Annotated in this window: 13 protein-coding genes and 1 riboswitch; of the genes, 7 read left to right on the top strand and 6 right to left on the bottom strand. The window is 50.4% G+C overall.

Going from position 1 to position 14,568, the window contains the following annotated elements; genetic code table 11:
* Positions 1 to 620 (bottom strand): MATE family efflux transporter (locus QVO97_RS04785; RefSeq protein WP_288188961.1); only part of this gene is annotated, 620 nt, incomplete at its 3' end.
* Between the two features lie 299 nt (positions 621 to 919).
* Between QVO97_RS04785 and QVO97_RS04780 the strand changes: the two genes are divergently transcribed.
* Both QVO97_RS04780 and QVO97_RS04775 read left to right on the top strand, forming a co-directional pair.
* The gene (locus tag QVO97_RS04780) at positions 920 to 1,645 is read left to right on the top strand and encodes a YczE/YyaS/YitT family protein (RefSeq protein ID WP_022359246.1); all 726 of its coding nucleotides are present in this window, start codon (positions 920 to 922) and stop codon (positions 1,643 to 1,645) included.
* A gap of 75 nt (positions 1,646 to 1,720) precedes the next feature.
* Positions 1,721 to 2,461: a L,D-transpeptidase family protein gene (locus QVO97_RS04775; protein ID WP_022359245.1), complete on the top strand. Its 741-nt coding sequence runs from the start codon at positions 1,721 to 1,723 to the stop codon at positions 2,459 to 2,461.
* A 33-nt stretch (positions 2,462 to 2,494) separates the two neighbouring features.
* Here QVO97_RS04775 and QVO97_RS04770 read toward each other — a convergent pair whose 3' ends face one another.
* From QVO97_RS04770 to QVO97_RS04750, 5 genes are all read right to left on the bottom strand, one after another.
* On the bottom strand, positions 2,495 to 3,265 hold the full coding sequence (locus tag QVO97_RS04770) for a TatD family hydrolase (RefSeq protein ID WP_022359244.1): 771 nt from the start codon (positions 3,263 to 3,265) through the stop codon (positions 2,495 to 2,497).
* 42 nt (positions 3,266 to 3,307) lie between these two features.
* Entirely contained in the window at positions 3,308 to 4,036 is a 729-nt protein-coding gene (locus QVO97_RS04765; RefSeq protein WP_022359243.1) for an ABC transporter ATP-binding protein, read from the bottom strand.
* 149 nt (positions 4,037 to 4,185) lie between these two features.
* Complete coding sequence (locus tag QVO97_RS04760) at positions 4,186 to 5,262, bottom strand: ABC transporter substrate-binding protein (protein WP_022359242.1); 1,077 nt, start codon at positions 5,260 to 5,262, stop codon at positions 4,186 to 4,188.
* 75 nt (positions 5,263 to 5,337) lie between these two features.
* Complete coding sequence (locus QVO97_RS04755; RefSeq protein ID WP_022359241.1) at positions 5,338 to 6,135, bottom strand: ABC transporter permease; 798 nt, start codon at positions 6,133 to 6,135, stop codon at positions 5,338 to 5,340.
* 60 nt (positions 6,136 to 6,195) lie between these two features.
* Positions 6,196 to 6,301: riboswitch (TPP riboswitch) on the bottom strand.
* Positions 6,302 to 6,346: 45 nt separating this feature from the next.
* Positions 6,347 to 7,147, bottom strand: a complete 801-nt coding sequence (locus QVO97_RS04750) for a hypothetical protein (protein WP_022359240.1) — start codon at positions 7,145 to 7,147, stop codon at positions 6,347 to 6,349.
* Positions 7,148 to 7,688: 541 nt separating this feature from the next.
* Here QVO97_RS04750 and QVO97_RS04745 point away from each other — a divergent pair.
* The 5 genes from QVO97_RS04745 to QVO97_RS04725 all read left to right on the top strand — a co-directional run bounded on the left by QVO97_RS04745 (position 7,689) and on the right by QVO97_RS04725 (position 14,519).
* Complete coding sequence (locus tag QVO97_RS04745; RefSeq protein WP_022359238.1) at positions 7,689 to 9,317, top strand: response regulator transcription factor; 1,629 nt, start codon at positions 7,689 to 7,691, stop codon at positions 9,315 to 9,317.
* Positions 9,317 to 11,116, top strand: coding sequence for a sensor histidine kinase (locus tag QVO97_RS04740; RefSeq protein WP_022359237.1), 1,800 nt, complete (start codon positions 9,317 to 9,319; stop codon positions 11,114 to 11,116). Before QVO97_RS04745 ends, QVO97_RS04740 begins: the two co-directional genes overlap by 1 nt.
* A gap of 31 nt (positions 11,117 to 11,147) precedes the next feature.
* Positions 11,148 to 12,122 carry a substrate-binding domain-containing protein gene (locus tag QVO97_RS04735; protein WP_288188956.1) on the top strand — a complete coding sequence of 325 codons (975 nt, stop codon included), beginning with the start codon at positions 11,148 to 11,150 and terminating at the stop codon, positions 12,120 to 12,122.
* A gap of 26 nt (positions 12,123 to 12,148) precedes the next feature.
* Positions 12,149 to 13,177 carry a galactose ABC transporter substrate-binding protein gene (locus QVO97_RS04730; RefSeq protein WP_022359235.1) on the top strand — a complete coding sequence of 343 codons (1,029 nt, stop codon included), beginning with the start codon at positions 12,149 to 12,151 and terminating at the stop codon, positions 13,175 to 13,177.
* 247 nt (positions 13,178 to 13,424) lie between these two features.
* On the top strand, positions 13,425 to 14,519 hold the full coding sequence (locus QVO97_RS04725) for a substrate-binding domain-containing protein (RefSeq protein WP_022359234.1): 1,095 nt from the start codon (positions 13,425 to 13,427) through the stop codon (positions 14,517 to 14,519).
* Positions 14,520 to 14,568: the final 49 nt, after the last annotated feature.

Below are 14,568 nucleotides of genomic sequence, written 5' to 3'. Positions count from 1 at the left end.
ATGGCGGAACCTGCCTGTGCGATCACGGTCGCAGCAGCCGCGCCGGAGACACCCATATGAAAGACGGAGATAAACACACAGTCCAGCACGATGTTCAGGGCGGCGGAGATCATCAGGAAAATGAGTGCGCCGCGCGAATCCCCGTGTGCCCGCAGGATGCCGTAGGTAACATTGTAGAGCAGCTGGAAAATAATTCCGCCGCTGTAGATCAGAAAGTATGCCATACTGTCGAAACGCATTTCTTCCGGTGCCTGCAAAAAGCCGAAAATAACTGGACGGGCTGCCAGAAAGCAGGCGGCGGTTAAAAATATACTTGCGATCACGGCGATCAGATAGGAGACGGAGATGGATTCCTGTATATCCGTCTCTTTTTTGGCACCGAAATACTGGGCGACTGCGATGTTGACACCGGCACCGATGGAGGTGCAGATGGCGGTCAGAAGCCAGGTCATGGAGCTGGTCAGTCCGACGGCTCCAAGGGCGGTCGCGCTGATGAGGTTTCCGACGATCACGCTGTCAGCTAGGTTGTACAAAACCTGCAGCAGGTTTGCTCCCATGATGGGCAGGGAAAAGAGCAGGATGGAGGACCATTCCCGCCCTTCGGTCATATCTTTTTTCATATGTATAAAACTCCTTTGATACAGCTAAAATCATGAGTTTAGTGTAGCATAGGGAATGGAAAAAGTAAAGAGAACGGAAAGTGCTGTAAGATAATCTGATGGCAGCAGAAATTTGTCGTGGGTTCAATGGGGCGCAATGGTAAGATGTAGGCTGTGACTGTAGAATGTAGGCAGGCTGGAATATTTATTTCGTAAGAAAATTGGAAGATTTAGAATACAGGAAGCGCTTGTCAAGTGGAAAGAGGAGGATCTATAATAGAATAAGTTTAACAAATAGTAAGAAAAGAGATGAGGAAATCTTGAATCACAACATGGAAATGACGGAGAAAACGACGGGAAGCGGGTCAGCACGGTGGGGCTTTTATCTGATGGGGCTTCTGATTCTGGCGATGGGGCTTACGCTCAATACGAAAGCTGGACTCGGAGTGTCGCCGATTATTTCACTTTCGTATGCGGCATCCGTGATCTGGAACCGGAATTTTGGTGATATGACCTTTGTCCTGTATGGTATCTTTGTCTTGATTCAGGCGGCGATTCATCTGCGGGAGAAAGGAAAAGCCGGACGCAGCCTGCTTATGAAAGATGCGCTGCAGTTTCCATTGAGTATTGTATTTACAAGATTTCTGAATGTATTTTCAGTGTGCATACCGTCATTAGAAGAATGCGGATCGGAGGCGTCTGGACTTTTAGGACGCCTGGGAGTGCTGATGCTTGCCCTGATTTTTACAGGCATCGGCGCGGCGATGTCCCTGTCAATGCGGCTGGTGCCAAATCCGGGCGATGGTCTGGTGCAGGTGCTTGCAGACACCTTTGGAATCGGCACGGGTCTGATGAAGAACTGTGTGGATGCGTTTTGCATTGTTCTGTCACTGATTATGGGACTTTTGTTTGCGGGAAAACCGGTGGGAATCGGCATTGGAACGGTCTGTGCTGTCATGCTGGTGGGGCGCGTGATTGCGCTGTTTCATCATATTTTTGGAAAGGCGATGCTGCAGGCGGCTGGACTGGAAAGTGGCAGGAAATGACAGGGTGTGCGGAAGATAAAAGCAGCCGATTTTTGAGTAAAATTCAGATACATAAAATAATAGGAGATAAATAAGATGAAATTGAGAATGAAGCGGAAAGCAATGGTAGTATTGGCAGCAGGCATGTTGATGAGTGCGGCAGCTCCGGCGGCTGCGATGGCAGCGGAGAAAGCGACAGGGCCGGCGCTTACGGCAAGCTACAACGGGGATGTAAATACACTGGAGGCGGCGAAGGATGCAACGCAGCTGATTGTGGTGATTGGCAACCGCCAGGATCCGGCGAAGAGCCGTCTGGACTGGTATAAACGCGATGCAGATGGAAAACTGGTGCAGGTGATGTCGAAAGAAGCGGTCAGCGGCATGAACGGTATCACGATGCAGAAGCAGGAGGGCGATAAGAAGACGCCGGCGGGTGTGTACCGCTTTACGATGGCATTTGGCCTGAAGGCAAATCCGGGAACGATTCTGCCGTATCACCAGATCGTGGACGGCGATTATTATGTGGATGACGGAAACAGCCAGTATTATAACAAGCTGGAAAATACGAAGCAGGTACAGAAGGACTGGAATTCGGCGGAGAATCTGATGGCGCAGGCGCCGCAGTATAATTATGGCCTGGTGCTGGATTATAATCCGGAGTGTACACCGGGAAAGGGATCGGCGATCTTTCTGCATTGCCCGAAGAGCTGGAATAATACGGGAACTTCCGGGTGCATCAGTATTCCGGAGGAAGATATGAAACAGGTTGTGTGCCAGGTGGATGCCGGGACGAAGATTGTGGTGGTGCAGGATGAAGCGGATCTTGCAAACTATTAGAATAAAATAGGATCCGATCTCATTTGGAGATTTTTATTTGGAAGCAGATAGGAATCCCCAGATGAGATTTTTTTGTATCTGTTTTGCAAGAACACCGGGTTCTGTCTGCCGGATGGCGGCGGTTTCGAGAAGTGTGTGGGTGAGTGCATCTTCTACGTTTTTTGTGTTTTCACGTGCATCGGCTAATTGGCTGTTTTTAGGCGCTTCCGGCGCTTCATATGCCCATTTGACGGCTCCCATTCCATCTGTCTCGATGAGAATGCGGTTCTGCGGGACGCGGGCAGCGAGAGTACGGACGGGTGGGTTCCAGAGGACGTCTGGTCCGATGGAGAAATAGCAGCCGAGGGCGAGATATTGATCCAGATATTCTTCGCAGGAATACCAGTGGACGAGGTAGGTGTTTGGGTATTCTGGGAGAATGGAAGCGATCCGGTCTTCTTCGCCTTTGGTGTGGAGAATGACCGGCTTTTTCATTTGGCAGGCGATGGCGAGCTGGGCGCGGAAGACTTCTTCCTGGCGGTCAAGCGGGACATCACACCAGACACTGTCCATGCCGATTTCCCCGATAACCGGGCAGGCGGTGAGGTAGGGCAGCATATCATTTACGAAATATGATGTCGCCTGCCACGGATGCAGCCCGGCGGTGGGGAGAAGGTAAGGTTTGGCAGTTTTTAAAAGTGCTTCGGCTTCGGGCGGTGTGGAAGCGCAGACGAGGCTTAAAATCTGTTTTTTCTGACGTTCGCTCCGTTCGGAGTCACTTCCCAGATGTGTATGGGCATCGATGAGTGGATAATGGGATGGCATGATGAAAATAACCTCCAAAGTTGTCTTATATAAAATCCTTTGTTAAAATCCTTTAATTTTCTGAGAAATGGTCTTCCGCAGCTCGCCCTGCTCATACAGCCAGTTCCGATCCCGTTTCTTTTCATCAATCCGGATCTCACTGACGATCCCAGCCGGTGCCGGATTCAGGATAAGAATGCGGTCAGATAGATAAATCGCTTCGTCCATATCGTGTGTAACGAGAAGAACGGTGCGGTTTAACCGCGCGCGCATCGCCAGGAGCCAGTCCTGCATTTCGCTGCGAGTGATGACATCGAGGGCGCCAAACGGCTCGTCGAGAAGCAGGATATCCGCCTGACAGAGGGCGGTGCGTAAAAATGCCGCACGCTGCCGCATTCCACCGGAGAGAGCGGAAGGATAGCTGTTTTCATAGCCAGTCAGTCCGAACGCAGGAAAGTTTTTCAGCGCCTCTTCACGGGCAAGTGCCAGCGAACCGTGGATTTCCCCATAGAGGCAGACGTTGTCCAGAATCGTTTTCCACGGGAAGAGAAGGTCATTCTGCGGCATATAGGCGAAATGACCGGTTATGCCGTGGATTTCGTTTCCATCGGTGCGGATACTTCCGTCAGATGGCGTCAGGACGCCGGTTAAAAGTTTTAAAATGGTGGATTTGCCACAGCCGGACGGTCCGAGCAGGCTGACAAATTCGCCCTCCGCCACGGAAAAACTTAAATCGTGCAGGATTTCCTGTGTCCCATAGGAAAAGGAAAGGTTTTGAAGTTCTAGTTTCATAGAAATACCTCATAGTTCAAATAATCCAATAAAACGGTACGCCCGGAACCATGCCTGTCCGTGTTTGGGGCAGAATGGGCGGGCGCACGTGAATTGTGTTAATTGTTTTGCGAAAGAAATGCAATCATTCCGGTTTTGGATGATTCTATTTATTTCTCCGGAAGAAATTCATTGGTGTAGCAGTCAGCTGCCGGGATTGCCTTGTCGATCACACCGTATTCTACCATGAAATCGGTGTAGTTATCCCAAACCTCATCCTTCATGACACCCCACTGGTCAGTATCTTCCATGTACTTGTCAGCCAGATATTCCTGGGATTTCTGAAGCAGTTCAGGGGAAGAATCCGGAGTATATTTGAGCAGGATCTCAGCGCTCTCATCCGGGTTTTCGATCGCATATTCATAGCCTTTTTCGGTGGCTGCGAGGAATTTTTTAACCATTTCCGGTTTGTTTTCGAGAGTATCATTGTTGGCAATGATGACCGGAGTATAGTAGTCGAGGCGGCTGTCAAGGTCGCGGACCGGCATATAGTGGATCGGAAAATCCGCCAGTTCACACTTGATATTATCCCAGCCTTCGAAGAACCACATCACATCGACTTTGTCCTTGAGTGCCTCAAAACCGGAACCGTCGGAGATAACCATGTTGAGCTTGGAGAAATCAGCGCCGTCCTGGGTCATAACGGCTTTCAGAACTGCCTCTTCACCCGGTCCGCCCCAGCCTGCGTAGGTCTTGCCCTCGAAATCCTTCGGGGAGTTGATGCCCTTGCCCTCATAGGTTGCAAAGCCGGAGGTATTGTGCTGGAGAATGGCTGCGATCGCCTTAATAGGAAGCGGATCGGCGGAAGTCAAGGCGATGGTGACGTCCTCCTGATAGCTGATGCCGAAATCGCCTTTTCCAACGGCAACGAGTGTCGCGGTTGCACCCTCGGTCGGTTCTACGATGGAGACATTTAAACCAGCGTCTTTATAATAGCCCTGATCCAGTGCGACATACATACCTGTGTGGTTGGTGTTGGCAACGTAGTCCAGAATGACGGTAACATCTTCGAGATCCTTGGTATCGTCGTCAGAGGCGGTATTATCAGCACTCTGGGCTGCATCGGATGCCTCGGTGTTGTCGGCAGCCTCGCTGGAAGCAGTGGAAGATGCGCCGGAGCAGCCAGCCAGAGAGCCAGCGGCGAGGCAGGCAGCGGTAAACAGTGCAGCAACAGATTTCTTTTTCATCATAAGTCCTCCTAAAAAATATAACTATTTGGCAGATTCACGCATGATTGCAGGAATCGTGCAAAAACCTAAGTTTTAATTTGCGTCATTTTTCAAATAAGGAAGTGCAAAATGCTGATAAATCCGGATGAGTCCATTCATGCACAGGCTCAGGATAATAATAATCAGAACGCAGGCGAAGACGCGATCCAGCATATAGCCATTTTTGACGCGTAGCAGATAATAGCCGAGTCCTTCCTGGGCACCGATCCATTCGCCGACAACGGCACCGCTGATGCTGTATGTCGCGGAAACCTTGAGACCGGATAAAAGCGCCGGAATCGCCGCCGGGATTTTGACTAACCGGTAGGCGGATAAACGGCTTGCCCCGTAAGAACGGACGAGATGAACGTATTCCTCATCGACCTGTGCCAGACCGTCGGAAAAGCTGACGGCGATCGGGAAGAAGCACATCAGGATAACGGTCAGGATTTTCGGCGCGATGCCAAATCCCATATAGATGATGAGAATCGGCGCCAGTACAATCATCGGAACCGTCTGTGTTACCACAAGAAGCGGGTAGACGCCCTGGCGGACCAGAGGAAAGCAGTCCATAAGGATGCCGAGCACGATCGCCAGAATCAGGGAGAGCAGGATGCCGATCACGGCTTCCATGACAGTTACTGCTGCATGATGGCTGAGCGTTGCAGATTCAGTAAAGAGCGACTGAATAACCTGCACCGGGGAAGGAAGTACGTAGAGTGGAATCGAAAATAACTTGCACGCCAGCTCCCAGATGACTAAAAGTGAGGCTAGAAACAAAATCGGAACGATCTTTTGTCCGCCCAGGGATTGTTTCGAACTGGAATTTTTTTTTGTTTTTGAAAAGTTCATAAAAGTCTCTCCCCTTCGCGTGAGTGTGCAAAAAAACGCCGGACAATATCCGGCGCTCAGGTGTCTCAAAATATCTGTCCCTACGTTGGCATTATCCAAATCAGGTTTTGGGTCGGAACTTTTGGTTCCCTCTCAGCCTGCATCACAAGCTCCCCATTATCGAAATGAATTGTAGCATGATTTGGAAAAAATAGCAATGGCAACTCTGGTTTTATGATTTATTTGCCCCGCCCATCTGCCGGCTCAGCATCCGCAGCATTTCCGCCTGCCGTTTTTGCGCTGGGGGCATTTGGTCTGTCAGGATCGAAAAAAGAGTGTCCATTTCTGAGGTTGAGAATTGCGGGGAACCGTTGCTGCCCCGGAGACTCATGAGAAGCGGCAGAAGCTTGTCTTGCGGCGTGTTCCTTGCCTGATCGGCTAACTGTTCCATCTGTTTTATTTTGTCTGGATCCATGGAGCGAAGTCTCGGATCCTGTTTCCAGTTTTGAAATTCCATAGTGTGTGCCTCCTGTCTGTTTGAAGTGGATGTGCCAGATGCACGGTCTGTGGGTTCTTTCTGTCTGCGGGAATATTCGGCTTGCGGGTAAAGGACAGATGCCGGAACTGCATCAGAATTGGGTGAATCATTCTGGATATCCTGCGAAGTCGGAAAGGATGCTGTCTGCGGCATATTTTGCCAGTAGGATTCATAGAGGCGGGAACCTTCGATAAAATTTAAGACCAGATCGATCGAACTTTGCTCTTCCTCTGTGCCATACGGCTTGATCGCTTTCAGCATATCAACCGGCGAATCCTTGTCGCGTTCGCCCACCGAGCAGATTCCGATCTCACCGTCGGCCGGATCAGCAAATAGCTGCATCGTCTTTTCTAGTTCGCGGAATTTCACAAACAGGGAGAAAAAACGCTGTTCCGGGATGTGAATATAGGGAAGCGCCGCCTTGACAAGCTGCATATGTGGGAGTGAGGTCAGGCGGTCTAACTCGGTCATTTTGAGAGAAACATCTTGGCTCACGAAAAAACCTCCCAAATCTTTGTCTCAATATATGCAGATGAGAGGAAAAAAAGACGTTTTGGTTCACGGGTAGGCACTTTTGGAACCGAAAAAGAACGGGAATGTTTAAAGAAAAAAAGCTCCGGGATAGGAAAAACTACATATAGTATATTATAAAAAATAAGAAAGAAAAGGATTCAGAACTATGAACACCCGGCTGATCATTGATGGAAATGCCGTTTATGAAATAGATGAAGACTGTCTCGCCTGCCGCGGACGGCGGACCGGATGCAGACGCTGTGTGGAAACGGGTTCCCGCACCCGGGGACGAAGCACGCCTTTACAGAAAATGGAACCTGCCAGTGAAAAATCACAAACTCACAAATAAAGAAAGATGTGGTATAATGTAAAAAAAGAAATTCCCCTCATTCCAGCCTGCCCAGCCACTTCCTCATGAGGTGTCAGGGAAAGCTGGAATGGGGATACCGTAGCAGAGCTCCAGAGTCCTAAGACAAACTGGCTCACAACAACATTGCATCAGGAACTGAAAGGACGAATCCATATGAACCCATATAAAATCATGCTGGTAGATGACGAGGAGGAAGTACGGACAAGCATCATACGCAAAATCGACTGGCAGGATGCCGGATTCGAGGTGATCGGGGATGCGGAGAACGGGAAGGAAGCACTGGAAAAGATCGAGCAGAATGAGCCGGATGTTGTGCTGACAGACATCCGGATGCCATATATGGACGGGTTGGAGATGGCGGAGAATATACGGCAGAGATATCCGTCCATCAAGATCGTGATTTTTTCTGGTTTTGATGAATTTGAGTACGCAAAAAAGGCGATCAAGCTCAATGTGATCGAATATATTTTAAAGCCGGTCAATGTCGAAGAGCTGACGGCAATTTTAAAGAAAATCAAGAAAAATCTCGATGAGGAGATCGAGCAGAAGCGGAATGTTACCCTGCTTCGGGAGAGTTATATCAAGAGCCTTCCGGCGCTCCGGGAACATTTTTTGAATGACCTGATTCAAGGCGGCATGGAGGAAACGCAGATTGAGGAAAAACTGAACGAATATGCGATCGACGTTGCGGGTGCGGTCAAATGGGTGATTGCGGCGATCCATCTGGAACCGGATGAGAAGGTGGACAAGGCAGTTTCGCTGCATCAGCAGCGGGAGCTGATTCCGATCTCCGTCCGCAATCTGATTGAGGAAAAACTGGAAGGGCAGTACCGTTTTATTGTATTCCATTCTTCCTTTGAGACGATCCTTCTGGTGGCGATCGACAAAGACAATACACAGACCGGGCTGATTGCCCTGCTGGGCGATATCTGCAAGGAGACGAAGAAAATTCTGGAGGTATCGGTTACGATCGGCGTGGGCGAGAGCTGCAGTTCGCTGACGGATTTAAGCCGCCCGTGCCACACTGCACTCAATGCGCTCGGTTACCGTGCGATCACGGGTTCCGGCGGCGTGATCTGCATCGGCGATATGGAGCCGTCCGGGCATGAAAAACTCCGGTTCGACAGCCGGATGGAGTCGGAGCTTATAGCGGCAGTCAAGTTTGGACCGGAGGAAAAGATCCGTTCCGTGATAGACGGGATTGTGAGCCGGATGGAGGATGCGCGGGTGCATTACCGCCAGTATCAGGCGTATGTGCTTGCGATCATCAATGTGCTGACACAGCTCTCCCAGCAGTATGATCTGCGGATCAGCGAGATGTTTGGCGTGGAAAATGATTATTTTGAGATTCTGGGGCGCGTCCAGAAGATGGAGAATGTCCGCCCGTACCTGACCGAGGTGGCGCTCAAGATGAATGCCGGAATGGAAGAAGAGCGGAGCAATACGACAAAAAACGTGATCCGCGAGGCGAAGCAGTACATTCAGGACAATTTTCAAGATCCGGATCTGTCGGTGGAGAAGATCTGCCGCCATCTGCATATGAGCCCGGCGTATTTTTCAACGATGTTTAAGAAGGAGACGGGACAGGCGTACATCGCCTATCTGACCGATGTCCGGCTGGGGCGTGCGGTCGAGCTTCTGATGGCAACTGACGACAAGACGTATATCATCGCGGAAAAGGTCGGCTACCCGGAGCAGAACTATTTCAGTTACGTATTTAAGAAAAAATTCGGTGTTTCCCCGACGCGGTACCGCACGGCACACCGGAGTGGGGAGGCATAATGGGTAAAAAAAGGACGATCTGGAAGAAAAAGCTCTTTGACGACGCCAGCATCCGGTCGATGATCTTTATCTATTTTACGATCACGGCGCTGGCGGCGAGCGTGCTGATCTCCCTGTCGCTGTACCAGAGAATGTCACGGCAGGTCACGGAAGTAGTACAGGAGGAGAGCCAGAACCTGATCGCGCAGGTGGGTCGCTCTGTGGAGTCGTACCTCCGCACGATCATGAAGCTGTCCGACTCGCTTTATTATGGCACGATCAAGAATGCCGATCTGTCGAGCCAGTCGCTTGGAAGTGAATTTACGCTTCTCTACGATAATAATAAGGATAATGTGGAGAATATTGCCCTGTTTTCGGAGGATGGGGCGCTTCTGGAGGCAGTCCCGGCGGTGCGTCTGAAAAATGAGGTGGATGTGACGCAGGAAGAATGGTTCCGGAGCGCCTTAAACCGGACGGAAAACCAGCATTTTTCCCTGCCGCACGTACAGTATGTGTTTGACAATGCGGAAAATCAATACCGATGGGTCATTTCGCTGTCGCGGGCGGTCGAGCTGACACACGGAACCTCGACCTCGCAGGGCGTCCTTCTGGTCGATATCCGCTATTCGAGCCTGGAACAGCTCTTTGGCGGCATCACGACGGGGCGCGGCGGTTATTTCTATATGATCAGCGGAAATGGCGAAATTCTTTACCATCCGCAGATGCAGCTTCTGGATTCCGGCTGGGTACAGGAGAACAATGGACGGGCAGCCGGCTATTCGGACGGAAACCATGAGGAGATATTTGCCGGAAAAAAGCGGATGGCGACGGTCAAGACGATCGGCTACACAGGCTGGAAGGTGGTCGGGGTGACGCCGGAAAATGCCGTGTCGCTCAATACGATCAAAACCAGGCTTTTTATCGTATTTGTCATTGCCCTCATTTTGTGCATTCTGGCTCTGATTAACTCTTATATTTCATCGAGGATCACGAATCCGATCCGCGAGCTGGAAAAATCGGTCGGCGTCCTGGAGGCGGGCAATTTAAGCGCACCTGTGTACATCGGCGGTTCGTATGAGATACGCCATCTGGGAAAATCGATCAGTGATATGGCGGGTCAGATCCGCCTCCTGATGCAGGATATTGTGCGTGAGCATGAGGCAAAACGAAAGCAGGAGTTTGACACGCTGCAGTCGCAGATCAATCCGCATTTCCTCTATAATACGCTCGATATCATTGTCTGGATGATTGAAAATGAGCAGAAAACGGAGGCGGTCAAGGTGGTAACGGCGCTGGCGCGGTTCTTCCGTATCAGTTTAAGCCGCGGCAAGAGCTTAATTACCGTGAAGGATGAGCTGGAACACGTCCGGAACTACCTGATGATCCAGCAGATGCGGTTTAAAAATAAGTTTACCTACACGATCGAGTCAGATGATGAGGTTTTGGAACTTGCAAGTTTAAAACTGATGCTGCAGCCGCTGGTGGAGAATGCGATCTACCATGGCATGGAATATATGGACGGTGACGGCGAGATCTTCGTGCGCGCCTGGCAGGAGGAAAAAGAGCTGTATCTGGAGGTGCGGGACAATGGGCTTGGCATGACGGAGGAACAGGTCGAGAGCCTCTTTACCGATACGGCGCACGTGGCATCCAAGCGCGGATCCGGCATCGGGGTACGCAATGTCAACGAGCGGATCAAGCTGTATTTCGGCGAGGAATACGGTCTTTCGATCGAGTCGGAGCCGGATGAGGGAACCACGGTGAAGATTCATCTTCCGGCAGTGCCTTACGAGAAAGTGCTGGAAGAGAAGAAGGTGTAAAAGTGGGGGCGACAGATCAATGCGATATGGAGTGAGAAAAAAAAAGGAGCTGGTGCTCTGGGGAATCCTGTGTGTGGGACTTATTTTGCTGTATCTCCTTTCCTCCACGGATTGGATCATCAAGGAAAAAGAGGTGGAGGTCTACCCGGTGTCCCTGATTATCAGCGATACTTCGGATGATGATTACGTCAACTTCCGCAAGGGCGTGGATCAGGCGGCGGTTGAGTATAATGTAGATGTCAGCTTTATTACCCTGTATGAAAAGGATAATCTGGCACAGCAGATGGAGCTGGTGCGCCGGGAAGCGGCAGCCGGTGCCGGGGCAGTGATACTGGAGCCGGTTGATGAGCTGGAATGCCGCCAATATCTGGAAGAAAATACATATGGAACGCCGATTATCCTGCTGGGCGAATTATCACCGGATGAGGAGGTCAAGGGAGCGGTTCATATGGACTGGACGGCAGCCGGGAGAAAGCTTGGCGAGGCGATTACGGCGGAACAGAGCCCCGATCTTCCTGTCTGGATCTTTGCAGATAACCCATATATCGGCAAGGCGGGGGAGATGAAACAGGGGCTGACGGAGGTACTGGAAAAACAGGGCTTTTCCTATACCATTGTGCCGCGCGGCACCGATGATACTTACCGTTCCGTCATTGAAAAAACAGTTTATCCGGGCAGCGGCACGGCGGTGGTGGCGGCACTGGATTTCGCCAGTACAGCGGAGGCGGCGGAGATTGTCGGCGGAAGCAGCGTGTACGGAAAATACATTTCCGGGCTGTACGGCGTCGGGATGATGCCGTCCCTGCTGGATCAGCTTGACAAGGGGACAATCCGGGGGCTGGTGGTGACAAACCAGTTTGACGCGGGCTATTTTGCGGTCAAAAAAGCAGTGCAGGCGATTGAAAAAGAGCAGGAGAGAAGCCAGCTTTCACTGGAATCCTACTATATAGAGAAGGATGAGCTGCGGTCAAAGAAATATGAGAAGATGCTGTACCCGATTGATTAAAAATCTGGGAAGGGGGGTATAGAGAAATGAAAAAAAGCGGAAAAAGCATTCAGATGGTGCTGGCGCTTCTGGCAGCGGGCACACTTCTTTTAAATGGATGCAGCGCGGCAAAACCGGCAGAAAAAAAGAGCATCCGTATCGGCGTGACGCTGTACCGGGGCGACGATGCCTTTATCAACAATATCCGTTCCAGTCTGGAGGAAAAGGCGAAGGAATATGAGCAGCAGACGGGCATCAAGGTTAATCTGGAAATCATGGATCCGAAGGGAAACCAAAATACGCAGAACAGTCAGGTAGATCGTTTCCTTTCTCTGGAATACGATGCGATCTGCGTTAATATGGTGGATCGCTCGGCGGCATCGTATGTCATCAACAAGGCGATGGATGCCGGGACGCCGGTCGTATTTTTCAACCGCGAACCGGTCGAGGAGGACATGAAACGATGGGAGCACCTCTATTATGTAGGGGAGGACGCGCGGGAATCGGCGGTTCTGCAGGGAGAACTTCTGGTGGATGCGTATCAGGAAAATCCAGGCAGTCTTGATTTAAATGAGGATGGAACCGTGGGATATGTGATGTTGGAGGGCGAGCGCAGCCATCAGGATTCGCTGATCCGCACAGAGTGGTCGGTACAGACGATGCGCGACGGAGATATTCCGCTGGAAAAACTGACCGGTGGTTCGGCAAACTGGGATCGGAGCCAGGCGGCTGCGCTGATGGAACAGTGGATCCGCCAGTTCGGGGATGCGATCGAGGTGGTGATCTGCAACAACGATGAGATGGCGCTCGGAGCTGCCGAGGCGCTTGAACGCGCTGGTGACACAAGGGGCGTGAAGGTGGTCGGCATCGACGGGACTTCGCAGGGAATCGAGGGGCTTAAGAGCGGAAAACTGTATGGAACAGTCCAGTGCGACAGCGACGAGTATGCAGAAGTGATTTTTGAGATAGCTGCCGCCGAGGCACTTGGTCAAAATGTACAGGAAAAGGTCGAATTAGAGGACGGAACCTATTATCAATGCAGTCAGAAAGCGTTGACGGTTGCTGATTTACCATAAAATCCCACAGTTTTACACCGGAAAAATAAGAATATGTGAATAAAATCACAAAGAATCTAAAAAAAATTTATATAAGAACCAAGAAAATCATATGGAAAAGTGTACAAACGATCCGTATAATAAAGGTGTCGATAAGAAAAAATGACGAATCGGCGAAACTGTATAATATGTGTATGCGGAAAATTTAACTGTTCGGTGGATCCGGATAGCACAAACGGATACGCAGGTTTAAGGGAGGACAAATATTATGAAACTGAAAAAAGTAGCAGCACTTGGTCTGGCAACTGCAATGGCATTTTCTGTAACCGCTTGCTCCAGCAGCAAACCGGCAGAGACAACTGCAGCAGCAGAGGACGCAGAGACAACCGCAGCAGCAGACGGCGAGGCTGTTAAAGAAGCTGTTGAGGGCAAAGACCCGGCAGAAGTTAAAGTTGGTATTTCCATTTATCAGTTCGCTGATAACTTCATGACACTTTATAGAAACGAGCTTCAGAACTACTTAGTAAACGAGCTTGGCTTAAAGGCAGAGAACATCTCCATCATGGATGGTAAGAATGACCAGTCCGAGCAGATGAACCAGATCCGTAACTTCGTTACACAGGGATTTGACGTTATGATCGTAAACCTGGTACAGGCTTCTTCCGAGCCGGATGTTACCAACATCTGCAACGAGGCAGGTATCCCGGTTGTTTACATCAACCGTGAGCCGGATGCTGAGAGAGAAGAGGCTTGGGTAACGGATGGTATCAAAGCTACTTATGTAGGTGCTGATGCTAGACAGTCCGGTACATACCAGGGCGAAGAGATCGCTGAGCTTGAGAACAAGGGCGATGCAGACGGTGACGGCGTTGTTCGTTACATCATGGTTCAGGGTGATCCGGAGAACGTCGATGCTCAGTACAGAACCGAGAAATCCATCGAGAGACTGTCTCAGGATATCGAAGTAGAAGAGCTGACCAAACAGCGTGGTGACTGGGATCAGACCAAAGGTCAGGAGATCACAGCAAACGCTCTGTCCCAGTATGGCGACAAGATCGATGTTGTATTCTGCAACAACGATGCAATGGCACTTGGCGCTCTGCAGGCAATCGAAGCAGCTGGCAGAACTGTAAACAAAGACATCTACTTAGTAGGCGTTGATGCTCTGGTAGAGGTTGTTGAGAACGTTATGAACGACAAGATGACCGGTACCGTATTCAACGATTACTTCGGACAGGCTCACAAAGCAGCAGATGTAGCTCTTGATTTCGTAAACGGCAAAGATGTTGACAACGTATACATGGTAGACTATGTAAAAGTTACACCAGAGAATGCTTCCGAGATTCTGGAACTCATTAAATAATTCTTGTAACAATCTACTGTTTCCGCGAGGGGATAGATAAAAATGTGTC

The organism is Clostridium sp. CAG:43, from assembly GCF_000434655.1.
GTDB lineage: Bacteria > Bacillota > Clostridia > Lachnospirales > Lachnospiraceae > Otoolea > Otoolea fessa.
Note: the sequence above shows the minus strand (reverse complement) of the source record. Positions and strands in the feature narration are given on the sequence as shown.